General features: G+C 59.0%; 20 protein-coding genes, 1 tRNA gene and 1 rRNA gene. 14 read left to right on the plus strand and 8 right to left on the minus strand.

The genetic code is table 11. The annotated features are described in order from the left end of the window. Positions 1-74: ribosomal RNA gene (locus AWX27_RS23295) — 23S ribosomal RNA — on the plus strand; the annotation flags it as partial. A 245-nt stretch (positions 75-319) separates the two neighbouring features. Further along, on the plus strand, positions 320-1123 hold the full coding sequence (gene dkgB / locus AWX27_RS23300) for a 2,5-didehydrogluconate reductase DkgB (protein WP_060425251.1): 804 nt from the start codon (positions 320-322) through the stop codon (positions 1121-1123). A gap of 46 nt (positions 1124-1169) precedes the next feature. Here the strand turns inward: dkgB and yafC are convergent, their stop codons facing one another. Then, the gene (gene yafC / locus AWX27_RS23305; protein ID WP_060425254.1) at positions 1170-2054 is read right to left on the minus strand and encodes a DNA-binding transcriptional regulator YafC; all 885 of its coding nucleotides are present in this window, start codon (positions 2052-2054) and stop codon (positions 1170-1172) included. Between the two features lie 330 nt (positions 2055-2384). On the opposite strand from yafC, the gene AWX27_RS23310 reads away from it, so the two are divergent. Then, positions 2385-3179, plus strand: coding sequence for an endonuclease/exonuclease/phosphatase family protein (locus AWX27_RS23310; protein WP_025160092.1), 795 nt, complete (start codon positions 2385-2387; stop codon positions 3177-3179). Between the two features lie 52 nt (positions 3180-3231). On the opposite strand, the gene mltD is transcribed toward AWX27_RS23310, so the two are convergent. Together mltD and gloB are read right to left on the minus strand one after the other, a co-directional pair. Then, positions 3232-4614, minus strand: coding sequence for a murein transglycosylase D (gene mltD / locus AWX27_RS23315; protein ID WP_060440648.1), 1383 nt, complete (start codon positions 4612-4614; stop codon positions 3232-3234). 71 nt (positions 4615-4685) lie between these two features. Continuing rightward, on the minus strand, positions 4686-5441 hold the full coding sequence (gene gloB / locus AWX27_RS24810) for a hydroxyacylglutathione hydrolase (RefSeq protein WP_072265509.1): 756 nt from the start codon (positions 5439-5441) through the stop codon (positions 4686-4688). Positions 5442-5485: 44 nt separating this feature from the next. On the opposite strand from gloB, the gene AWX27_RS23325 reads away from it, so the two are divergent. Beyond that, complete coding sequence (locus tag AWX27_RS23325; protein ID WP_060425259.1) at positions 5486-6205, plus strand: class I SAM-dependent methyltransferase; 720 nt, start codon at positions 5486-5488, stop codon at positions 6203-6205. Here AWX27_RS23325 and rnhA read toward each other — a convergent pair. Continuing rightward, positions 6202-6669, minus strand: a complete 468-nt coding sequence (gene rnhA, locus AWX27_RS23330) for a ribonuclease HI (RefSeq protein WP_004930193.1) — start codon at positions 6667-6669, stop codon at positions 6202-6204. The two genes, AWX27_RS23325 and rnhA, sit on opposite strands and share 4 nt — an antisense overlap. A gap of 72 nt (positions 6670-6741) precedes the next feature. On the opposite strand from rnhA, the gene dnaQ reads away from it, so the two are divergent. Both dnaQ and AWX27_RS23340 read left to right on the plus strand, forming a co-directional pair. Further along, positions 6742-7485 (plus strand): DNA polymerase III subunit epsilon, encoded by a 744-nt coding sequence (gene dnaQ, locus AWX27_RS23335; protein WP_038871384.1) that lies wholly within the window; start codon positions 6742-6744, stop codon positions 7483-7485. A 143-nt stretch (positions 7486-7628) separates the two neighbouring features. Then, positions 7629-7705: transfer RNA gene (locus tag AWX27_RS23340), tRNA-Asp, on the plus strand. Positions 7706-7811: 106 nt separating this feature from the next. Here AWX27_RS23340 and AWX27_RS23345 read toward each other — a convergent pair. Further along, a complete protein-coding gene (locus AWX27_RS23345; RefSeq protein ID WP_060425261.1) occupies positions 7812-10052 on the minus strand; it encodes a TonB-dependent siderophore receptor in 2241 nt (746 codons plus the stop codon). Positions 10053-10281: 229 nt separating this feature from the next. Here AWX27_RS23345 and AWX27_RS23350 point away from each other — a divergent pair, with 229 nt between their 5' ends. From AWX27_RS23350 to hpxK, 4 genes are all read left to right on the plus strand, one after another. Further along, positions 10282-11160 (plus strand): siderophore-interacting protein, encoded by an 879-nt coding sequence (locus tag AWX27_RS23350; protein ID WP_060425264.1) that lies wholly within the window; start codon positions 10282-10284, stop codon positions 11158-11160. Between the two features lie 136 nt (positions 11161-11296). Further along, positions 11297-12136, plus strand: coding sequence for a MurR/RpiR family transcriptional regulator (locus AWX27_RS23355; RefSeq protein ID WP_060425266.1), 840 nt, complete (start codon positions 11297-11299; stop codon positions 12134-12136). A 208-nt stretch (positions 12137-12344) separates the two neighbouring features. Further along, entirely contained in the window at positions 12345-13589 is a 1245-nt protein-coding gene (locus tag AWX27_RS23360) for a pyridoxal-phosphate-dependent aminotransferase family protein (RefSeq protein ID WP_060425268.1), read from the plus strand. After that, entirely contained in the window at positions 13586-14839 is a 1254-nt protein-coding gene (hpxK, locus tag AWX27_RS23365; protein ID WP_060425270.1) for an allantoate amidohydrolase, read from the plus strand. The genes AWX27_RS23360 and hpxK overlap by 4 nt, the downstream gene beginning before the upstream one ends. On the opposite strand, the gene AWX27_RS23370 is transcribed toward hpxK, so the two are convergent. Both AWX27_RS23370 and AWX27_RS23375 read right to left on the minus strand, forming a co-directional pair. Beyond that, entirely contained in the window at positions 14831-15604 is a 774-nt protein-coding gene (locus AWX27_RS23370; protein ID WP_060425273.1) for an amidohydrolase, read from the minus strand. The two genes, hpxK and AWX27_RS23370, sit on opposite strands and share 9 nt — an antisense overlap. After that, on the minus strand, positions 15592-16752 hold the full coding sequence (locus tag AWX27_RS23375; protein ID WP_060425275.1) for a pyridoxal phosphate-dependent aminotransferase: 1161 nt from the start codon (positions 16750-16752) through the stop codon (positions 15592-15594). Before AWX27_RS23375 ends, AWX27_RS23370 begins: the two co-directional genes overlap by 13 nt. Positions 16753-16911: 159 nt before the next feature. Here AWX27_RS23375 and AWX27_RS23380 point away from each other — a divergent pair, with 159 nt between their 5' ends. The 3 genes from AWX27_RS23380 to AWX27_RS23390 are packed head-to-tail and all read left to right on the plus strand — an operon-like array spanning position 16912 to position 18751. Continuing rightward, entirely contained in the window at positions 16912-17526 is a 615-nt protein-coding gene (locus AWX27_RS23380) for a methylthioribulose 1-phosphate dehydratase (protein WP_060425279.1), read from the plus strand. After that, on the plus strand, positions 17523-18212 hold the full coding sequence (gene mtnC / locus AWX27_RS23385; RefSeq protein ID WP_060425282.1) for an acireductone synthase: 690 nt from the start codon (positions 17523-17525) through the stop codon (positions 18210-18212). Before AWX27_RS23380 ends, mtnC begins: the two co-directional genes overlap by 4 nt. Next, entirely contained in the window at positions 18209-18751 is a 543-nt protein-coding gene (locus AWX27_RS23390) for a 1,2-dihydroxy-3-keto-5-methylthiopentene dioxygenase (RefSeq protein ID WP_060425285.1), read from the plus strand. Before mtnC ends, AWX27_RS23390 begins: the two co-directional genes overlap by 4 nt. A 17-nt stretch (positions 18752-18768) precedes the next feature. On the opposite strand, the gene mtnA is transcribed toward AWX27_RS23390, so the two are convergent. Further along, positions 18769-19797, minus strand: a complete 1029-nt coding sequence (mtnA, locus tag AWX27_RS23395; protein ID WP_060425286.1) for an S-methyl-5-thioribose-1-phosphate isomerase — start codon at positions 19795-19797, stop codon at positions 18769-18771. A gap of 146 nt (positions 19798-19943) precedes the next feature. On the opposite strand from mtnA, the gene mtnK reads away from it, so the two are divergent. Next, a complete protein-coding gene (gene mtnK / locus AWX27_RS23400) occupies positions 19944-21143 on the plus strand; it encodes an S-methyl-5-thioribose kinase (protein ID WP_060425288.1) in 1200 nt (399 codons plus the stop codon). Positions 21144-21641: the final 498 nt, after the last annotated feature.

The following is a 21641-nucleotide window of genomic DNA, read 5'->3' on the forward strand; positions in this document are numbered from 1 at the left end:
GTTGATAGGCTGGGTGTGTAAGTGCAGCGATGCATTGAGCTAACCAGTACTAATGATCCGTGAGGCTTAACCTTACAACACCGAAGGTGTTTTGGTGAGACCGAGACAATATTCAGCTTGTTTACAGATTGGTTCTGATGGCTTTACGAGAGTGAAGCGATTGGAATGAAACAGAATTTGCCTGGCGGCAATAGCGCGGTGGTCCCACTTGTTGCCTGTTGATCAAAAGTCTTATGCCGAACCTGGCGTTTTTGCTCACTAAAAATATTGCCATACTCTCTCGCATCGCTATTTATCCACTAATGAGAGAGTAAACATTGTGAGCATTCCTGCATTTGGTTTAGGTACTTTCCGCCTTCAGGATCAGGTCGTTATCGACTCGGTGAGTACGGCGCTGGAACTGGGCTATCGGGCTATCGATACCGCACAGATCTATGAAAACGAAGCGGCCGTCGGCCAGGCTATCGCAGCCAGCGGTGTGCCGCGTGACGAGCTGTTCATCACGACCAAAATTTGGATCGCGAATCTGGCCAAGGGGTCATTAATTCCCAGCCTGCGAGACAGCTTGGTCAAACTGCAGACCTCGTATGTCGATCTGACATTGATTCACTGGCCATCGCCAAATGATGAAGTGTCGGTCGCCGAGTTTATGGCTGAATTGCTGGAAGCCAAGCGATTGGGGCTAACCCGTCAGATAGGGGTATCCAATTTCACGGTCGATCTGATGCAGCAGGCGATTGACGCGGTCGGTGCCGATCAGATCGCAACCAACCAGATCGAACTGTCGCCGTTCTTGCAGAATGAGAAAGTGGTGGCGTTCGCACGGCAGCATGGCATTGCCATCACCTCTTATATGACGCTGGCGTATGGCAAAGCGTTGCAGGAGGAGACGATCAAGCGTATCGCGGCGCGGCACAAGGCGACGCCGGCACAGGTGGTCCTGGCCTGGGCGCTGAAGCTCGGCTATGCGGTGATCCCTTCCTCGACCAAGCGTGAAAACCTGGAAAGCAACCTGCTAGCGCAGCAGCTGCAGCTGAGTGATGAAGATATGGCACAGATTGCCGCGCTGGAAAGCAACGGCCGGTTGGTCAGCCCGGAAGGTCTGGCACCCGACTGGGACTAATCTTCAGATATGATGACCTCAGGCGCTCGAGAGAGCGCCTTTTTTATCACTTTAACCGCTCGCTGATAAAATCGATAAAGCTGCGCAGGCGGTTACTGACGGCGCTATCGCTGTAGTACACCGCGTTGATCGGCATTTCGAGTGGCAGCGTGTCCCCCACCAGAAGGGGGACCAGATCCCCGCGTTTGACGTCTTCATCACTCATAAAGTCCGACAGGCAGGCGATGCCGTTGCCGTGCAGGCACAGGTGGCGCTGGGTTTCGCCGCTGTTGGTGGTCAGCCCTGGAACGATCTCCAGTTGGCGACCATCGGCACAGGCCAGCGGCCAGCGGTTTAGGTTAGGCAGGTCGTTAAAGCCGATGCAGCAATGGTGTTCCAGATCGGCCACCGTCTTTGGCGCGCCATACTGCGCCAGGTAGGCGGGGGAGGCCAGGATGCGCCGATAGCTGGCCATTAGCTTGCGCGCTTTCAGCGTAGAGTCCGTCAGCTCGCCGACGCGGATTGCGATATCCACTTTCCGTTCGATCAAATTGATGAAGTTTTCCGAAGAGACTAACGATAGCGACATTTCCGGATAGCGTTCACGAAACTCGGCGACCAGCGGCGTCAACAGATGCAAGACGACCGGCGTTGCGGCATCGACGCGCAGCAGCCCCTGCGGGCGTTGGCGGCTTTCCAGCAACGCATTTTCCGCTGCGGCCATATCGCTCAACACCTTTTGCACCTGCCGAAAGTAGTTTTCGCCTTCCTGTGTCAGGCTGATTTGGCGTGTCGTACGGTTGAGCAGGGTCACGCCCAGCTTGCTCTCCAGTTTTTTTACCGTACGGCTAACCACGGAGTTGGCCTGCTGCAGGCGCTCTGCCGCCCGGCTGAAGCTGCCGCTCTCCACTACGGTGACGAAGGTGATAAGCTCGTCCGAATTCGCTTTCATTTTTGCTCCACAGGCAAACATCGTTTGAAATTTTGAGCGATTTCGTCATTTAATCACGTCGGAGCATCGCCGTCACCCACTTGAGCGCGAACCTGTACATTCCGATATCCCGTGCGCATTTTGCTGGCCTTTTCGCATTTTTCACCTCTGATGCGTCACCTTTACACAGCTATACCCTCAGAATATTGAAATCACCGCAGACGGCCCCTATAACTGAAAAGATTATGCCTGTAAAAGCCATGCCCTCTGTGCGGGGCAGGCGTATAATCAATTCACCGTTGGCGAAGTCTTCATCGCCAGTTTCATGCTAATGGGTAATAGGCGAATCGCGTGCCGAAACGAACTTATGCAATGAGGTATGTTGCAGGCCAGCCAGTTGAGCGAATTTTTCCTGGCGCCGTTAACCAGCCGTTGCCGCCAGGGGCTGCGCTGCCGACGACCGGCGCTCTGCGCGTCATGGTATGGAATATTTTCAAACAGCAACGAGCCGACTGGCTTTCGGTGCTGAAAAATCATGGCAAAGATGCGCAGCTGGTGTTGTTGCAAGAGGCGCAAACCACGCCGGAGCTGGTGAGCTACGCTACCGCCAACTATCTGGCGGCCGATCAGGTGCCGGCCTTTGTGTTGCCGCAACATCCTTCCGGCGTGATGACGCTGGCAGCCGCTCATCCGGTTTACTGCTGCCCGCTGCGTGAGCGTGAGCCGCTGCTGCGGCTGTCCAAATCGGCCTTGATCACCGTTTACCCGCTGTACAATGGCGAGCTGTTGATGGTGGTGAATATCCATGCGGTGAACTTCAGCCTGGGAGTCGACGTCTATAGCAAGCAGCTGGGGCCGATTGGCGAGCAGATCGCCAGCCATCGGGGGCCAGTGATCATGGCGGGGGACTTCAACGCCTGGAGCCGTAAACGTATCAACGCGCTGTATGACTTTGCCGGCGAAATGGCGCTGCGCGAGGTTAGCTTCACCGACGATCATCGTCGCAAGGCCTTTGGTCGCCCGCTGGACTTCGTGTTTTACCGTAACCTGGGTGTTGTTGAGGCCTCGGTGCTGGTGACCAGCGCGTCGGATCACAATCCGTTGTTGGTGGAGTTCCACCCGGAAAAAGACTCCCCCGTCTGGTGAATCGCAGGTAATAAAAAAGCACCCCGAGGGGTGCTTTTTTTGTGCCGGAAACTTAGGTATCCGGCGTTAGCTTGTTGCCGACAAACAGGGTCAACTTCAGACCGGGTTGCAGACTGCCTTTACCGAGCGTTGAATTCCAACGCATCACGTCGTTAATATCGACGCCGTGACGACGTGCAATGCTGGCGAGCGAATCACCTTTGCGAACCTGATAGGTGATACTGCTGTTACTGCCCGTATTGCTGGCCACTTGCAGGGTTTGCCCAACTTTTAAGGCGCTCTTGGCGCGCAAGTTGTTCCAACTCTGCAAATCGCTGGTCTTAACGTTCAGCCGCTTGGCAATGCCCGATAAAGTGTCGCCGGAGCGTACTTTATACGAACTGCCACCGGACAAACCGCTGTTCTTCGCCAACTGCGTCGTTGGCTGAGTCACGGCGATCTGGCCATCGGCCAGCGAGTCTTTCAGCTGATCGGCATGCCCTTTGGGAACCATGATGTAATGGGGCCCGTTAGGTGCCGTAACGCCTTTTTTGTAGCCTGGGTTATACGCTTTCATCTTGGTGACCGAAAGCCCTGCCATCTCAGCCGCCTGAGTCAGCTGGATCTGCTGTCCGACATCGATACGCGCCAGCGCACGGGTTTCATCCGTTTTCGGGAGTTTCACGCCGTACTTCTTGCTGTTCTTGATGATGTCGCTCAGCGCCAGCATTTTCGGGACATAGATTGACGTTTCACGCGGAAGCGACAGTGCCCAGAAATTGGTTGGCTTACCCTGGCGTTTGTTTGCCTTCACCGCTTGCATCACGCGGCCTTCACCACTGTTATAGGCGGCTACGGTCAATAACCAGTCGCCGTTAAACATGCGGTTCAAGCGTTGCATCATGTTAAGCGCAGCGGTTGTCGAGGCGACGACATCGCGTCGACCGTCATACCACTGATTGTTTTTCAAACCATAATTGCGACCCGTTTGCGGCACGATTTGCCATAGCCCTGCGGCGTTGGCACTTGACGTGGCGTGTGGGTCAAAAGCGCTCTCCACTATGGGTAGCAGTACCAGTTCCATCGGCATATTACGTTTCTTAATCTGCCCGACTATCCAGTACATGTACGGCTCTGCCCGTAATGTTACATCGTGGAGATAGCTCTTACTTTTTAAGTACTTTCTTTTCTGATCACGGATCCGGGAATTTTCCGGAACCTCCATCTTCAGCTCGTCGCTAATGAAGTTCCACAGGTCCTGTTGCGCGGCGGGACTGTTGTTATCCAACCACCGCGCCGAGCTCGCTCGGCCATTTGCTGTGTACTCTCCTGCTTCACCATCTTGACCAGCCGAAGACAAACTCTGTGCATGCTGTTCTGGCGCCGGTGCGTCCTGCCTGGACGACTGGCAACCCACTAGCAAGACTGAGGCGAGAAATATCGCTTTAGCCTTCATGTGTGTGTCAATGTAGTTGCTTAAAAGACGAGCAATAATACTTTGCTTCGCCAAATAACACAACTAAAAGCTTAGAAGTTATCTTTCCGCAGGCGTAATTCGGAAAAAACTGAATGAAGGCTTTCCGGTGGTGAATTAAAGCCTAATTTCTTTTGTAAATCAGCGTCATGGCAACGTAAAAACAGGTTAATTTTGCGCTCTAATTGCAATGTGGTTGGCACGCTGGCTTGGCCTTTTGCCCTTAACGCTTCAACATGTTGTTGATATGTTTCAATCTCTCGATCTTCCGGCAAAATAGCCCGCGCAAACTTAAGATTTGAAAGAGTATATTCATGCGCGCAGCAAATTAAGGTGTTATCGGGAAGTTGCGCGAGTTGTTGAAATGAGTCGTACATTTGTTTGGCGGTGCCTTCAAACAGCCTGCCGCAGCCGGCAGAGAACATTGTGTCGCCGCAGAACAGATAAGGGGCACTATAGAATGCCACATGGCCTAACGTATGGCCGGGGACGGCGAACGTCCTGTAATGGCGGCCATCGATGTCAAAGGTGTCGCCGTCGCGGACGATGTGATTGGCGCCTTTGTCTGCGGTTTCTTGCGGCCCATAGACGGCCAGGCCGGGATACTGGGCCACGATCTGCGCCACGCCGCCGACGTGATCGTGATGGTGGTGGGTCAGCAGGATCGCCGCCGGCACCAGCTGCAGGCGCTGCAGCGCTTCGAGCACCGGCTGCGCCTCACCCGGATCGACGATAATGCAGCGTCCCTGCCGGTCATCCAATAACCAAATGTAATTGTCCTGGAAGGCGGGAATACTGATAAGATTCATGGTGTACCTCTCGTTGGCAACGGCTTGAAAGAAGATAATAAATCATGAAACCAGCCCATACTCTACAAAAGCTCACCGGCCCGCAGTCCTGGGCGGCGCTGCCGTGGGGGGAGTACTATCGTGAAGCGCTCGAGCGGCAGTTGCAACCCTGGTGGCCGAAGCTGTTCGGTTTCCATCTGCTGAAGATGGGCATGCTCAGCGCCGAGTTGGCCACGGACAAATGCGCGATTTCCCATCAGGTCAACGTAGGGCTGGAGGGCGAAGGGCTGCAGGTGATCGCCGATGCTTATCAACTGCCGTTTGCCGCCAAGTCGGTGGATGCCTGCCTGTTGGCGCATACGCTGTCCTACGCGGACGATCCGCACCGCATGTTGCGCGAGGTGGACAGGGTATTGATCGACGACGGCTGGTTGGTTATCAGCAGCTTCAATCCGTTCAGCCTGTTGGGATTGGGCAAGCTGGTGCCCGGATTGCGTCATCGCCAGCCCTATGTCAGCCGCATGTTTACCCAGATGCGGCTGCTGGATTGGCTTAGCCTGCTGAATTATGAGGTGCTGCACCAGGCGCGTTTTCACGTGCTGCCGTGGCATCGCCAGGGTGGAAAATTTTTATGCACCCATTTGCCGGCGCTGGGCTGCATGAGCGTGATTGTGGCGCGCAAACGCACCTTGCCGCTGACGCCCACGCCGATGAAACTGGGGGCGAGAAAACCGTCTCTCAGCCGCGCGGTGGGCGCGACCAAGAGCTACCGCAAACTGCCTTAGGCTTCCGGTTGATAACCGACGTCTTCCTGCGTCGGCTTGCCGGCCGCTTCGCGCGCCAGCACGTCACAACGTTCGTTCTCCGGGTGGCCGGCGTGGCCCTTGACCCATTCCCATTTTACCTCGTGGCGCTGAATGGCCTGATCCAACCGCTGCCACAGATCGACATTCTTGACCGGCTTTTTGTCGGCGGTTTTCCAGCCGCGCTTCTTCCAGTTATGGATCCAACTGGTGATGCCCTGGCGTACATACTGGCTGTCAGTGCTGAGCGTCACGGCGCAGGGTACGGTCAGCGCTTCCAGCGCCACGATCGCCGCCATCATTTCCATGCGGTTATTGGTGGTCAGACGAAAACCCTCGCTGAAAGTTTTTTCCGTCTGCTTATAGCGTAATATCGCACCGTAACCCCCGGGGCCGGGATTGCCAAGGCAGGAGCCATCGGTGAAAATTTCTACCTGTTTGAGCATCTCTGGTAGACTCTTCCTATCAGTTTTATAAAAGCCAAGTCTGACATAAACGAGCGCTGTGAGCACTGCAATATGATCTCTACAACCACCAGACAGATTGTCCTCGATACCGAAACCACCGGTATGAACAAGCTTGGGGTGCACTACGAAGGGCACCGCATCATCGAAATCGGTGCGGTGGAGGTGATTAACCGCCGCCTGACCGGGCGTAACTTCCACGTTTACATCAAGCCGGATCGGCTGGTGGATCCGGAAGCTTACGGCGTACACGGCATCAGCGACGATTTCCTGGCCGACAAGCCGACCTTCGATCAGGTTGCCGACGAATTCCTCGACTTTATCCGCGGCGGCGAGTTGGTGATCCATAACGCGGCGTTCGATATCGGCTTTATGGATCACGAATTCCGCATGTTGCAGCAGGGCATCCCGAAGACCGAGACCTTCTGCACTATCACCGACAGCCTGCTGATGGCGCGCCGCCTGTTCCCGGGCAAGCGTAACAACCTCGATGCCTTGTGCAGCCGCTATGAGATAGACAACAGCAAGCGTACGCTGCACGGCGCATTGCTCGATGCCGAGATCCTGGCTGAAGTCTATCTGGCGATGACCGGCGGTCAGACCTCGATAGCGTTCCAGATGGAGGGTGATACCCAGCAAAACGACGCCGCGCAAGAAATTCAGCGCATTGTCCGCCCGGCGACCGCGATGAAAGTGGTCTACGCCAGCGACGAAGAAGTGAAGGCGCACGAGGCGCGTCTGGATCTGGTGGCGAAAAAGGGCGGCAGCTGCCTGTGGCGCGGTGCGCCGGCCGAGTAACGGCATTGTTGCACGAAAAAACGCACCGGATGAACCTTTGTTGAAAAACTGTGCAAACGGTTCATTTGGTGAGAAAAAGGCGTTGACGGAACCGAGAGGCGTCCGTAATATGCGCCTCGTTCCCCCGCAAGAGGGAATGGCGCGGAGCGGTAGTTCAGTTGGTTAGAATACCTGCCTGTCACGCAGGGGGTCGCGGGTTCGAGCCCCGTCCGTTCCGCCACTATTCAGAAGCCCTGAGTTAGCGATAACTCAGGGCTTCGTCGTTTCTGCTCTCTGCAAAACGGTGCGGTCCAATAAACGGGGCCGGCAGACCGGCCCCTTATTCCTCAGAACAACACCGAGTAGTTCAAGCCGAAGGTGCGTCCGCGGCCTTTATAACTGTACAGCTCAGGCGAGCCGTAGGTCGGGCTGTACAGGATCGGCGCGCGTTGGCCCCAAACGGTGGTGTACTCTTTGTCCAGTAGGTTTTCCACGCTGAAGCTGATTTTCCCCACCGGCAGGGTATAGCTGCCGAGGAAGTCGAGGGTGTTGTAGCCATCGATCTTGCGGCCCTGGGTGGAATTGGCCTTGGTGTAATCACCGTCGTCCGACACGTCGAAGGTTTGCTGCGACTGTAAGCGCAGATTCCAGTCGCCCGGCGCCCAGCCGACATAAGCGGTGACTTTCGATGGGCTGGCGGTATCCACCACCAGCTTCTTCCATTCGCCGTTGACCTTGGTTTCGGAACGGATAACGTTGAAGTTGGTGCCGGCGCTCCAGTCGCTGTCTTCAAAGAAATAATCCACCGCGCCTTCCACTCCGTAGATGCGGCGCTTGTCCGCATTGACGTTGATGGTCATGTCGGTTTTGTTGATGGCGATGCTCTTGTCGGACAGCGAATAGTAGGCGGCGATTTGCGTGCGCAGGTTATCGCCGGTATAGCGCCAACCCAGCTCGAAGGCATTGACCTTGATGCCTTCCAGCTTGGAATCGCCGACGTTAACGCTCTTCAGCAGCCGGTAATGGCCGCCGTTCAACGCGTAGGTGCCGTTGCCGTAATACTTGCCCGGGTCCGGGATCTCGAAGCCCTGAGAGAAGTTGAACCAGGTTTGCTGGCGATCGGTCAGGTGCGCCAACAGGCCGGCGTTGAACAGCGCGTTGTTGTAGTCGGTTTTCCCTCCCGGTATCGCGTCGGCGGACGTCGCGGCGCCGGTGGCGATCACCTGCTGTTGGTTATAGCCGACGAAGTCGTCAATCTTGTTTTCGGTGTACTGGTAACGCACGCCACCGCTCAGGGTGAAGATCGGGTTGATGTCGTAGCTGGCCTGCAGGAACGACGCCAGGTTGCTGGTGGTATAGCTCGGGTAGCGGCCGGTATTGTAGGCGTTCTCCAGCGTCATGCCGCCGGACTGTTGCGCCTTCGCCAGGTTGAAGAACTGTTGATTGGCGTTGAAGCTCTCATGCTCGGCGTCGAGGCCGTAAGTCAGCGTCAGCGCATCGACAGGCTTGCTGTTTAACGTCAGCTTGCCGCCGTAGAAATCGGTTTTTTGCTGCGAAGCGCCAATGCTGCTGACGTAATAGTTCGGCGCTTTGCCCGCCAGCGTCGGGAACGGGTAGAAGGTCAGGGTTTCGTCACGGTAGTAGACCTGCGCCACCAAATCCTGGCCGAGGAAATCGGTGTTGGAATACTGCAGGTTGATCAGATGGCGTTCGGTGCCGGGGATACGGTCGGAATTTAAGTTGCCGCTGTTGTATGCCTTGGCATTGCCGGTCACCGCCGCAAAGTTCTCTCCCAGGAACAGGCCGTGATCGCCGTCGGATTGGCTTTTATAGTATTGAGTGGTCAGCTGCAGCTGTTGGTGTTCGTCGATGTTGAGGGTGCCGGTGCCCATGACGTCGAGGCGATCGGAATACTGCAGGCCGGTTTGGGTATTGTCGATCAGCACCTCGTTGCCTTTGCCGTCGTACCAGCCACCGTAGCGTTGGTAAGAAACGGACAGGCGCCCCGAGGCGTTGTCGTTGCCACCGCTGACCGCCGCCGCCACGTTTTCGTCGTGATCGTTATGGCCGCCAAAGCCGGTTTTACCGCCGATCTGCAACTCGACCTGCTGTTCCTGTTGCCCTTTTTTGGTGACGATGTTGATCAGGCCGCCGGTGCTGCCGCCGCCGTACAGCGAGGTCGCGCCGGAAATCACCTCAATATGATCGATATTGAACGGATCGATCGAATCCAACTGGCGGCTGTCGCTGCGCGATGAATTCAGGCGTACGCCGTCGATCATCACCATCATCGAACGGCCGCGCATATTCATGCCATAGTTGGTGCGGCCCTGGCCGCTGACGTCCATGCCGGGGATCAGCTGCGCCAACATGTCCTTGATCTCTTTACCGCCCTGAACCTGCTGTTCGATCTCCTGGCTTTCAATGATCCAGGTCGTTTGCGCCATTTCCGCCGCGCTACGGTGCGAACGGCTGGCGGAGACCACCAACTGCTCTTCGTTGCCGGCTTTCTGATCCTCTGCCCAAGCCGCCGGCGCAAGCATTGCCAGCAGACAAGGGTTCAATACCCAAAGGTGTTTGCGTTTCATCGTTATTTCCCAGGTGATATTGTTATTACGTTATTTTTGAGAATGATTCTTTTATCAATAACGTTTCTTGTTATCAATAAAATCATGATATGATTTTTTGCGATACCTTAACGTAATTAATTAGTTTTATTAACATTTTACCCGCTGCACGATCGCGCACTCCACGCCGTCAAACGGTAGCCGATCGGCCATACGTATAAGCGACAGCCGTTGCCGGAGAATCGAGAACATGTCCGCCAGCTACAGAATTTTTGATATCACCTTGAAAAGCAAAACGCTGATTTCACCTTCGCTGGTGCGCTGCGTGTTTGAAGGTGCGGATATTCATCGGATGAAGCTGGAAGCGCCGGATCAGCGCATCAAACTGTTGTTCCCGGCGGAGGACGGCAAGATCCCGCAGTTGGTCAACGGCCCGGACTGGTACGGCGATTACATGGCGATCCCCAAAGAACAGCGTCCGGTGATGCGCACCTATACGCTGCGTGCGCTGCGCTGTGAGCAGAATCAGATGGACGTCGAATTCGTGCTGCATGGCGTGAACGGCCCGGCCTCCGCTTGGGCGACCCACGCCGAGCCGGGTGACGCCCTTCAGACGGTCGCTCCCAACGCTGACTTCGACGGCGACAGCGGCGGCTACGAATGGGTGCCGCCGGCGCAGTTGCAGCAGGCGCTGTTGATCGCCGATGAGACGGCGGTGCCGGCGGCGATGGGTATTCTGGAGCAGCTGGCGCAGCAGGCCAATCCGCCGCGAGTGCAGGCATTTTTTGAGGTGCCGGTGGCGGGGGATTGCCTGGATTTGGCCCGTTTCCCGTTCGCCGAGGTTTACTGGCTGCCGCGTGACGTGGGCCACCAACTGGCGCATGGCACGCTGCTGGTGGAGGCGGTGCGCCAGCGGGTCGATATCCCCGCGTCGGCGTGTGCGCAGGCGCAGTCCCTGGCGGAAAGCAGCCTGAGCGATGAGGTGTTGTGGGAGCGTGCGGCCGGCGGTAACGCTTTTTATGCCTGGGTGGCGGCCGAGTCTTCCACGGTGAAAACGCTGCGGCGTTATCTGATCGGCGAACGCGATCTGGATCGCGCTACCGTCAACTTCATGGCCTATTGGTGCTGAACGCGCGGCCCTTTTCCGGCATTGATGCGGGAGAAGGGCATGCCGCTGCCATTTCCTACCAACGAATAATCACTTGCCAGCGGGTAGTTCGACCGTGTTATGTTCCGCTGAAACGAATGTTACAGCGAGAACGATAATGCAACGGTTCGACGAACGCCTGCGCCGCGACTACCCACAGCTGACGCCACAGGAGCAGCGGGTGGCCGACTTCATTTTCGATCACTATGACGATTTGATCGGTTACAACAGCGCCGAGCTGGCGCGTCTGAGCGGCGTTTCCAAAGCCACGGTCAGCCGCTTGTTCAAACGGCTGGGCTACCCCAACTACCGCGCCATGCGCGATGAGCTGCGCACCCTGCGCCAAAGTGGCATGCCGCTGACCGACAGCCGCGATGCGGTGCAGGGCGATACGCTGCTGGCGCGGCACTGTAAGCAGGAAATGGCCAATCTCACCCGCTGGGTAAAGCAGATCGATGCGGTGCAGTTCAGCGCGGCGATCGCCGCACTGGCGCAGGCGCGAGGCGTAATGCTGCTGGGGCTGCGCAACAGCTATCCGGTGGCGATGCACCTGCGCCAGCAGCTGATGCAGGTGCGTGAACAGGTGCTGCTGGCGCCGCAGCCGGGGCAGACGCTGGCGGAAGATCTGGCGGGGCTGACGCCACAGGACGTGGCGGTGGTGGTGGCGTTCCGTCGCCGGCCGCGCCAGATAAAGGCAGTGCTGGCGCTGTTGCAAAGCCGCGGGGTACCGACGCTGTTGATCTGTGAACCGCAGGCGCAGGCGTTGTTCCCGTTGGCCAACTGGCATTTGACCGTGCCGCTCGACAGCGTGTCGGCCTTTGACAGCTATGCTGCCGCCATGAGCCTGGCCAGCCTGCTCAGCAATGCGTTGCTGCATGAGAGGCTGGCGCAGGGGCGGCAGCGCATTCATCACGTCGCCGAACTGTTCCAGGCGCTGGACGAACTGGAGCTGCGTTAAGCACGGCAGTTCATTTCCCTTCTTTCACCTTCCGCCGTTTAAGGCGGATCGGTCACCTCATTGTGTTACTTTTGTTTCATAAATTGATTATAAGAATCTTTTGTTTCAACTGAATCCCTATCGGGAGTAGGCTGTTGGGCAGCAAACAAACGTCATGTCGACGCTGACGGCATAACTCAATAACTTACTAAGCTGACAGGGAATGAACATGTTGGATATTTCGCAATTCGATCAGATTAACCCGCCGGCGCGCCTGCTGATGGGGCCGGGGCCGATCAACGCCGATCCGCGCGTGCTGCGCGCCATGTCGAGTCAGCTGATCGGCCAGTACGATCCGGCGATGACCGGTTACATGAATCAGGTCATGGCGCTGTACCGCGCGCTGTTCCGCACCGAAAACCGCTGGACGATGCTGGTGGACGGCACCTCGCGCGCCGGCATCGAGGCACTGCTGGTTTCCGCCATTCGACCGGGCGATAAGGTGCTGGTGCCGGTCTTCGGCCGTTTCGGGCATCTGCTGTGCGAGATTGCCCGCCGCTGCCGTGCCGAGGTACACACGATCGAGGTACCGTGGGGCGAAGTGTTCAGCGCCGATCGCATCGAAGACGCGATTAAGCGAGTGCGCCCGCGCCTGCTGCTGACGGTGCAGGGCGACACGTCCACCACCATGCTGCAGCCGCTGTATGAGCTGGGCGATATCTGCCGCCGCCACGGCGTGCTGTTCTATACCGACGCGACGGCTTCCTTCGGCGGTAACCCGCTGGAGACCGATGCCTGGGGGCTGGATGCGGTCTCCGCCGGGCTGCAGAAGTGCCTGGGCGGCCCCTCCGGCAGCTCGCCGGTCACTCTCAGCCCGCAGTTTGAAGAGATTGTGCGCCGCCGTAAATGCGTGGAGGAGGGGATCCGCACCGCCGAGCACGCCGATGGCGACGACGAGATGATCTACTCCAACTATTTCGACATCGGCATGATCATGGATTATTGGGGGCCGGAGCGCCTCAATCACCACACCGAAGCCACCAGCATGCTGTTCGCGGCGCGGGAATGCGCGCGGGTGATCCTCGAAGAAGGGCTGGATCACGCCATCGCCCGCCACCGGCTGCACGGCGCGGCAATGCTGGCGGGCATCCGGGGCATGGGGCTGGCAGTGTTCGGCGATCTTGAGCACCGCATGAACAACGTGCTTGGCGTGATGATCCCGCCGCAAGTACAGGGTGAACAGGTGCGGCAGATGATGCTGAACGACTTTGGCATTGAAATCGGCACCTCGTTTGGCCCGCTGCAGGGCAAGATCTGGCGCATTGGCACCATGGGTTACAACGCGCGCAAAGATTGCGTGCTGCAAACCCTGGCGGCGCTGGAGGCGGTGCTGAACCGCCTCGGTTTCGCCAGCAAGCAGGGCGAGGCGTTGCAGGCCGCCTGGAACGTTTATGACACAGGCAAGCGTGGATGACGCCGCTGGAGGCACAGCAGGCCGCCGCACGGGTGATGGCGCGCTGTGACGAGCTGGCGGCGATCAGCGCAGAGCCCGATCGGCTGACGCGTCTTTATCTCTCCGCCGAACATCGGCGCGCCAATCACCGAGTCGGGGAGTGGATGCGTGAGAGCGGCATGCAGGTTTGGCAGGACAGCGTCGGCAATATCTGCGGCCGCTATGAAGGGCACACGCCCGGCGCCCCCGCGCTGCTGCTCGGTTCGCATTTGGACACGGTGCGTAACGCCGGGCGCTATGACGGCATGCTCGGCGTGCTCACGGCGCTGGAAACGGTGGCGCACTATCACCGCCAGGGGCATCGATTACCGCTGGCGCTGGAGGTGATCGGCTTTGCCGACGAGGAGGGCGCGCGCTTTGGCGTCACGCTGCTCGGCAGCCGCGGCCTGACCGGCCAGTGGCCCGCAGAGTGGCTGGCGCGCACTGATGCCGACGGCGTGAGCATAGCGCAGGCGATGCGCGACTTTGGGCTGGATCCGGCGGCGATCGCGCAGGCGCGTCGCGCACCAAACGAAATTCGCGCCTATCTCGAATTACATATCGAACAGGGCCCATGTCTGGAGGCGGCCGATTTGGCGCTGGGCGTGGTGACGGCGATCAATGGCGCGCGCCGGCTTAACTGCACTTTCAGCGGCGAGGCGGGCCACGCTGGCACGGTGCCGATGGGGCAGCGCAAAGATGCGCTGGCGGCCGCAGCAGAATGGATCACGGCGGTCGAAACGCTGACCTGCGCCGCCGATTCGCCACTGGTGGCCACCGTCGGCTGCATCGAGAGTCTGCCGGGCGCGGTCAATGTGATCCCCGGTGAGGTGAAATTGACGCTCGATGTGCGCGGCCCGCAGGATGCGCCGCTGGCGGCGCTATTGACGGCGTTGCTGGCGCAGGCGCAGGCGATCTGCGCGCGGCGTGGAATGCGCTTCGCCAGCGAGGCGTTTTATCGCATCGATGCCACCGCCTGCGACGTGGACCTGCAGCGCCGCTGGCAGGCGGCTGTCGCACAAGTGCAGGGCCGTAGCCTGGCGTTGCCGAGCGGCGCTGGGCATGACGCCATCGCCGTGGCGGCGCAATGGCCGGTCGGCATGCTGTTCGTGCGTTGCGCCGGCGGCGTCAGCCATCATCCGGACGAAGCGGTGCGGCAGGAGGACGTGGCGCTGGCGATCCAGGCCTATTGCCTGATGATCGCCGGCTGGGAGAAGGGGGAATCAGTCTAAACGCAGAAAGCTGTCGGCATCGCGCCAGGCCGGGAAGGCGCTGCGGTAACTCTGCAGGGTTTCCAGCGACAGCTCGGCGTCCAGCAGCGTGGCCGCGCCGGGCTCCGCATTCGCCAGGATCTCGCCCTGAGGGCTGATGATCAGGCTGTCTCCGCTGTAGCTCAGGCCGTTGGGATCTTCGCCCACCCGGTTGCAGCCCGCCACGTACACCTGGTTTTCAATCGCCCGCGCCGCCAGCAGCGTTTGCCAATGGTTGCTGCGCGGCGCCGGCCAGTTGGCGACGTACAGCGCCAGATCGTAATCCTGCTGATAGCGCGCCCAGACCGGGAAACGCAGGTCGTAGCAGATCTGCGGCAGGATGCGCCAGCCGCGCCATTCGAAGATTTCACGCCGGTTGCCGGCTTGGTAGTGCAGATGTTCGCCGGCCATGCGGAACAGGTGGCGTTTGTCATAGGCGTGCACCTGGCCGCCCGGCTCAACCAGCAGGAAGCGGTTGACCGCACCCTCGTCAGTTTTCAGCGCCACGCTGCCGCCGATTAACGCGTGGCTTTTCACCGCCCAACCGTGCAGCCAGTCGATCACCTGCTGTTCGGGCAGGGCGCTCTCGCCGGCATCCATGGCGAAACCGGTGGTGAACATCTCCGGCAAGACGATGAGATCTCGGCCAACGATCGGCGCCAGCAACGCATCGAAAGCCGCCAGGTTGGCGGGGCCGTCGCGCCAGACCAGCGGTTGCTGCAACAGGGTAATTTTTAAAGTCGACATAACCGCTCCGCAGCTGCATCCAGCGTGGCGTCCTGTTTAGCGAAGCACAGCCGGATCAATTTATGGGGGAAAGGATCGGCACAGAAGACCGACAGCGGAATGGCCGCCACGCCCACGTGCTCGGTTAACCAATGGCAGAATGCCACATCGTCCAGATCGGAGATGGCGCTGTAGTCCGCCAGCAAGAAGTATGTACCTGCACAGGGTAAAATTTCCAGTCGGCTGCTCGTCAGCGCCTGCACAAAGCGGTCGCGTTTGGCGCGATAGAACGCCGGCAGCTGTCGCCAGTGCTCCGGCTCGGCGCGCAGGCTATCCGCCAGCGCCAGCTGGGCCGGGGTATTGACCGAAAAGGTCAGGTATTGATGCACTTTGCGCACCTCGGCGCTCAGCGCGGCGGATGCCACGCAATAGCCCACTTTCCAGCCGGTCATGTGGAAGGTTTTGCCGAAAGAGGACACCGCGATCGCGCGTTGGCGCAGCTGCGGGTGGGCCAGCACGCTGGCGTGCCCGCCTTTGGCGAAGCAGATGTGTTCGTAAACCTCGTCGCTGAGCACGTAGATTTCGCGTTCGGCGATAGCGTGCCACAGCTGCTGCATGTCTTCCGCCTGCCAGGCGGTGGCGGACGGGTTGTGCGGCGTGTTGACGATCACCAGGCGGGTGCGTGGCGACAGCGCGGCGGCGAACCCTGGCCAATCCACGGCAAACGCGGGCGGCTGCAGGGCGATGCGTTTGAGTATGCCGCCGGCCAACGTGACCGCCGGCGCATAGCTGTCATAGCTGGGATCGAAGCAGACCACTTCGTCGCCGGGGCGCACCAGCGCACTGATGGCGGCGAACAGCGCTTCGGTGGCGCCGGCGGTGACGGTCACTTCGGCGGTGGCGTCCGGTTGCCAGCCATACAGCTCGGCGGTTTTGTCGGCGATGGCTTCGCGCAGCGGCGCCACGCCGGTCATTGGCGCATACTGGTTGGCGCCCTGGGCGACGTGCCAGGCCAGACGTTCTTTCAGGTAGTCCGGGCCGTCGAAATCGGGGAAGCCCTGCGACAGGTTGATCGCCTGGTGCTGCTGCGCCAGCGCGCTCATCTGGGTAAAGATGGTGGTACCCAGTGAGGGCAGTTTACTTTTGGGAACCAATGCGGAAGTGCTCATAGCAGGTGAATACTCCAGGCGCTTATATTGCCGTCAATATAACACGATGCTAGTATTTGGCAATCAAGACGCTTAGATGGCTAAATGCGAAAAAGTGCTTAGCCCGCCACGCGGCACGCCTCATCTGCCGGCCGCCTTACTGAACGGGAAACGATAATAATGACGGAGAATCCGCAACTTACCGCATTGCTGGCGGCCTGCCACTGGATTGGCGACAAAGGCTGGTGCCCGGCGACCGGCGGCAACATGTCGCTGCGCCTGGATGAACGTCAGTGCCTGGTCACCGAGTCCGGTAAAGACAAGGGCAGCCTCAGCGCCACCGATTTTCTGCGGGTGGATATCGCCGACAATCATGTGCCGAGCGGCCGCACGCCATCGGCGGAGACTGGGCTGCATACGCTGCTCTACCGCCTGTCCGCGCACATCGGCGCGGTGCTGCATACCCATTCCGTCAACGCTACCGTCCTGTCACGGGTGGAGCGCGGCGATGCGCTGGTGCTGCAAGGGTACGAAATGCAGAAGTCGCTGGCGGGCCAGCGCAGCCACCTGGACAGCGTGGCGATCCCCATTTTCGACAACGATCAGGATATCCCTCGGCTGGTGGCGCGCGTGGCGGCCTATGCCGAGGCCACGCCGCTGCAATACGGCTTTCTGGTACGCGGCCACGGCCTGTATTGCTGGGGGAGCCAGGTGGCGGAAGCCCGCCGCCATCTCGAAGGGCTGGAATTCCTGTTCCAGTGTGAACTGCAACGCCGCTTACTGGAGGCGAAATGATCCGCGCTATCGTGACCGATATTGAAGGTACCACCAGCGATATTCGCTTTGTGCATCAGGTACTGTTTCCTTACGCCCGCGAACGGCTGGCGGATTTTGTGCGCCGCCATGCCGCTGAGAGCGAAGTCGCCGCGCCGCTGGCGGCGCTGCGCGCTGAAATTGACCAGCCGCAGGCAGATCTCGACACGCTGATCGCCGCGCTGTACCGCTTTATGGATGAAGACCGTAAATCTACCGCGCTCAAGGCGTTGCAGGGCATCATCTGGCGCAGCGGTTACCGCGAAGGGGACTTCCGCGGGCATCTTTATCCGGAGGTCGCCGGGCAGTTGGCCGCCTGGCAGCGGCTGGGGGTGAAGCTTTACGTCTATTCTTCCGGTTCGGTGGAAGCGCAGAAACTGCTGTTCGGCCACAGCGATGCGGGCGATCTGCAGCCGCTGTTCAGCGGCTATTTCGATACGCACGTCGGCGCCAAGCGTGAAACCGCGTCGTACCGCAACATCGCGCAGGCTATCGGCATCGCGCCCGACGAGCTGCTGTTTTTGTCCGACATCCGCCAGGAGCTGGATGCGGCGCAGGCCGCCGGCTGGCATACCTGCCAGCTGATCCGCGATGAGGCGGACGAGCAGAGCCGGCATCCGCAGGTTAACCGTTTTGATCGTATCGATTTAGGGGAGTTCGTCTCATGAGTGGATTGACCATTTTCAGCGATAAAGCGCCGCAGCAGCCGCTGTGGCAGAGCCGCGACGCGCAGGAGATCCAGCGCCAGTTGGCGCAGATCGGCGTGCGCTTTGAGCGCTGGCAAGCGGATCGCGAGCTGGGCGATAACCCGCAGCCGGAGGCGGTGATCGCCGCCTACCAGCATGAGATAGACCGGCTGGTGGCGGAAAAGGGTTACCAGAGCTGGGATGTGATCAGCATGCGGCCGGACCATGAGCAGCGTCAGGCGCTGCGTGAAAAATTCCTGTCCGAACATACGCACGGCGAAGATGAAGTACGCTTTTTCGTCGAAGGAGCAGGGCTGTTTTGCCTGCATCTGGACGGCAAGATCTTCCAGATCCTGTGCGAAAAGAACGATCTGATCTCGGTGCCGGCCAACACCCGGCACTGGTTCGATATGGGATCGGCCCCGCATTTCACCGCGATCCGGGTGTTCGACAACCCGGAAGGCTGGGTGGCGCATTTCACCGGCGACACGATCGCCGATGACTATCCACGTCTGGACTGATCGTCAACCCGCGGGCGTTAACCCAACGTCCGTCGGAAGATCCCCGCTTCAACCTGCTGCGGCGTAATCACGCCGCTGTCGAATACCCATCCGCTGATGAGCTTCGCCGGCGTGACGTCGAACGCCGGATTGTAGACCGGTGCCTCGTTCGGCGCCCACTGACAGGCGCCGAAGCTGCCTGAAACGCCGGTGACTTCGGCCGCCGCGCGCTGCTCGATCGGAATGGCGGCGCCGTCCGGGCAGTGCGGATCGTGGGTGGTATGCGGGGCAGCCACGTAGAATGGAATGCCATGGTAGTGCGCCAGCACCGCCAGGCTGTAAGTGCCAATCTTGTTGGCGACGTCGCCGTTGGCGGCGATGCGATCCGCGCCGACCCACACCGCATCGACCTGGCCCTGCGCCATCAGGCTGGCGGCCATCGAATCGCAGATCAGGCGATAGGGAATGCCCAGCTCGCCCAGTTCCCAGGCGGTCAGGCGGCCGCCCTGCAGCAGCGGCCGGGTTTCATCGACCCACACCTGTTGCACCTTGCCTTGCCGGTGAGCGTGCAGCAGCACGCCGATAGCGGTGCCGACGCCGGCGGTGGCCAACCCGCCGGTATTGCAGTGGGTCAGCAGGCGGCTGCCGGGCTTGACCAGCCCAGCGCCGTGATCGGCAATGCGATCGCACAATCGGCGATCTTCTTCCACCAACCGCAGCGCTTCGTTCACCATTGCCGGCACCCAATCAGGCTCCGCCAGCGCCAGCTTCATGCGATCCAGATTATTCATCAGGTTGACCGCCGTCGGGCGCGCGGCGCGCAGCGTGTGCAGCGCCTGCTCCAGCTCGGCACGCGGCAGACCGCGTTCCGCGAGCAGCGCCAACAGCAGGCTGGCAGACAGCCCGATCAGCGGCGCGCCGCGCACCCGCAGGCTGTGAATGTGCCCGACCAATTCCTCCACGCTGTCGCAGGCGCGCCACCGCTTTTCCTGCGGCAGGGCTTGCTGATCGAGGATCCAAAGGCGGTTGTCCTGCAGGGTCAAACTGGTGGTGTTAAGCGCTTGCATCGGCGGTTAATTCCTTGTTGCGTGGTTATTGCATCTGAAACGCTATTCTGCCAACATGACTTCCAGATGTATAGACGTCCAAATGCTTTTACGTCTAAATAAACAGAATCGCTGGGATCGGTGAGAGAGAACAGAGGGGTTGGGGAATGTCGCTTTATCGTACGTTTACGGCTACCGACGCCGTTGAATACGCCCGCCAATACGGTCGGGTGTCTGAACCGCAGGCACTGGTCAGCGCCGACGAGATCGGTGACGGCAACCTGAACCTGGTGTTCAAGATCCGCGATCGCGAAGGGGTGAGCCGGGTGATCGTCAAGCAGGCGCTGCCCTACGTGCGTTGCGTGGGCGAATCCTGGCCGTTGACGCTGGATCGGGCGCGCATCGAAGCGGAAACGCTGCTGGTCCACGGCGGCTTCTGCCCGCGACATACGGTAAAAGTCTTGCATCACGATCCCGAATTGGCGGTGATGGTGCAGGAAGACCTTTCCGACCATCGCATCTGGCGCAGCGAGCTGGTGCAGGGCAACTATCACCCGCTGGCGGCCGGGCAACTGGCGGAATACCTGGCGCAGACGCTGTTCCACACCTCCGATTTTTATCAGTCGGCGCAGCAGAAGAAGGCGGAAGTCAGCCGTTTCACCAACCCCGAGCTGTGCCAGATCACCGAAGATCTGTTCTTTACCGATCCTTATATCGATCATGAGCGCAATCGCTTCGAGGCGGCGCTGTTGCCGCAGGTGCAGGCGCTGCGTGAGGATACGCCGCTGAAGCTGGCCGTCGCCGGCCTGAAACATCGCTTTCTCAGCAAGGCGGAGGCGCTGCTGCACGGGGATATTCACAGCGGTTCGATCTTCGTGGCGGAAGGACGGTTGAAAGCGATCGACGCCGAATTCGGTTTCTACGGCCCGATCGGTTTCGATATCGGTACCGCATTGGGCAATCTGCTGCTCAACTATTGCGGGCTGCCAGGGCTGTTCGGGCCGCGCGAAGCCGCCGCCGGGCGCGAGCAGCGCTTGCAGGATGTGCGCGAGCTGTGGCTGATCTTTGCCGATCGCTTCCTGGCGCTGTGCCATCAGCAAAGCCGGGATGCGGCGCTGGCGACGCCGGGTTACGCCGAGCAGTTCCTGCAACAGGTCTGGGCCGATGCGGTCGGGTACTGCGGTACCGAACTGATTCGGCGCACCATCGGCCTGGCGCACGTCGCCGATCTGGACAGCATCGCCGACGCCGACATGCGCCTCGACTGCCAGCGGCATGCGCTGGGACTGGGGCGAACGCTGATCGTCAATGCGCCGCAGATCGAGCATATTGACGCGCTGTTGGCGCGCATTCGTCAGCAAGGCTGAATAACTCGGCAATGAGGCAAACCCGGCTGCGGCCGGGTTTTTTATTTTTAAGAACTTATTGGTATCAGCAATAGAATAGATAAATTGTTTTTAACTAAAAATGTATTTTTGCTCGTGTCTTATTTGTAAATTTAATTATATTTTCTGACCGTTGGTTACATGTGTTTAATATTGGTGGTTTGGTGCCTGAGGAGGGTATTTTTCTGGGTTTTATTGAGGTGGTGAAAACAAAGCCGGGCGGGCTGTGCTTTTTTTGATCGTTTTATTGTGGAAACAGAAAGAGAAAAAAAGAAATTTTATCGATAAAAACTATCATGTCACCGTTACTTTTTTATGGCGTGGGATAACTCATGCTCTAACGTGAATAAAGTTGTGGGTTGATCATCTCAATATTACCTCCTAGATTGTTCGAGGGTCAGATAAACGCAAATAAATAACGCAAGGTTATTAACTATTAATCACCTTTGGCCTCGTTTTGTCTGATTATTCCTATCGAGA

It is taken from the genome of Serratia sp. 2880STDY5682894 (genome assembly GCF_001537385.1).
Classification (GTDB): domain Bacteria; phylum Pseudomonadota; class Gammaproteobacteria; order Enterobacterales; family Enterobacteriaceae; genus Serratia; species Serratia nevei.

Bases quoted from the DNA above. Each gene is read 5' to 3' on its own strand.
- yafC (WP_060425254.1), bottom strand. From the start codon at position 2,054: ATGAAAGCGAATTCGGACGAGCTTATCACCTTCGTCACCGTAGTGGAG.
- mltD (WP_060440648.1), bottom strand. From the start codon at position 4,614: ATGAAGGCTAAAGCGATATTTCTCGCCTCAGTCTTGCTAGTGGGTTGC.
- gloB (WP_072265509.1), bottom strand. From the start codon at position 5,441: ATGAATCTTATCAGTATTCCCGCCTTCCAGGACAATTACATTTGGTTA.
- AWX27_RS23325 (WP_060425259.1), top strand. From the start codon at position 5,486: ATGAAACCAGCCCATACTCTACAAAAGCTCACCGGCCCGCAGTCCTGG.
- rnhA (WP_004930193.1), bottom strand. From the start codon at position 6,669: ATGCTCAAACAGGTAGAAATTTTCACCGATGGCTCCTGCCTTGGCAAT.
- dnaQ (WP_038871384.1), top strand. From the start codon at position 6,742: ATGATCTCTACAACCACCAGACAGATTGTCCTCGATACCGAAACCACC.
- AWX27_RS23345 (WP_060425261.1), bottom strand. From the start codon at position 10,052: ATGAAACGCAAACACCTTTGGGTATTGAACCCTTGTCTGCTGGCAATG.
- AWX27_RS23350 (WP_060425264.1), top strand. From the start codon at position 10,282: ATGTCCGCCAGCTACAGAATTTTTGATATCACCTTGAAAAGCAAAACG.
- AWX27_RS23355 (WP_060425266.1), top strand. From the start codon at position 11,297: ATGCAACGGTTCGACGAACGCCTGCGCCGCGACTACCCACAGCTGACG.
- AWX27_RS23360 (WP_060425268.1), top strand. From the start codon at position 12,345: ATGTTGGATATTTCGCAATTCGATCAGATTAACCCGCCGGCGCGCCTG.
- hpxK (WP_060425270.1), top strand. From the start codon at position 13,586: ATGACGCCGCTGGAGGCACAGCAGGCCGCCGCACGGGTGATGGCGCGC.
- AWX27_RS23370 (WP_060425273.1), bottom strand. From the start codon at position 15,604: ATGTCGACTTTAAAAATTACCCTGTTGCAGCAACCGCTGGTCTGGCGC.
- AWX27_RS23375 (WP_060425275.1), bottom strand. From the start codon at position 16,752: ATGAGCACTTCCGCATTGGTTCCCAAAAGTAAACTGCCCTCACTGGGT.
- AWX27_RS23380 (WP_060425279.1), top strand. From the start codon at position 16,912: ATGACGGAGAATCCGCAACTTACCGCATTGCTGGCGGCCTGCCACTGG.
- mtnC (WP_060425282.1), top strand. From the start codon at position 17,523: ATGATCCGCGCTATCGTGACCGATATTGAAGGTACCACCAGCGATATT.
- AWX27_RS23390 (WP_060425285.1), top strand. From the start codon at position 18,209: ATGAGTGGATTGACCATTTTCAGCGATAAAGCGCCGCAGCAGCCGCTG.
- mtnA (WP_060425286.1), bottom strand. From the start codon at position 19,797: ATGCAAGCGCTTAACACCACCAGTTTGACCCTGCAGGACAACCGCCTT.
- mtnK (WP_060425288.1), top strand. From the start codon at position 19,944: ATGTCGCTTTATCGTACGTTTACGGCTACCGACGCCGTTGAATACGCC.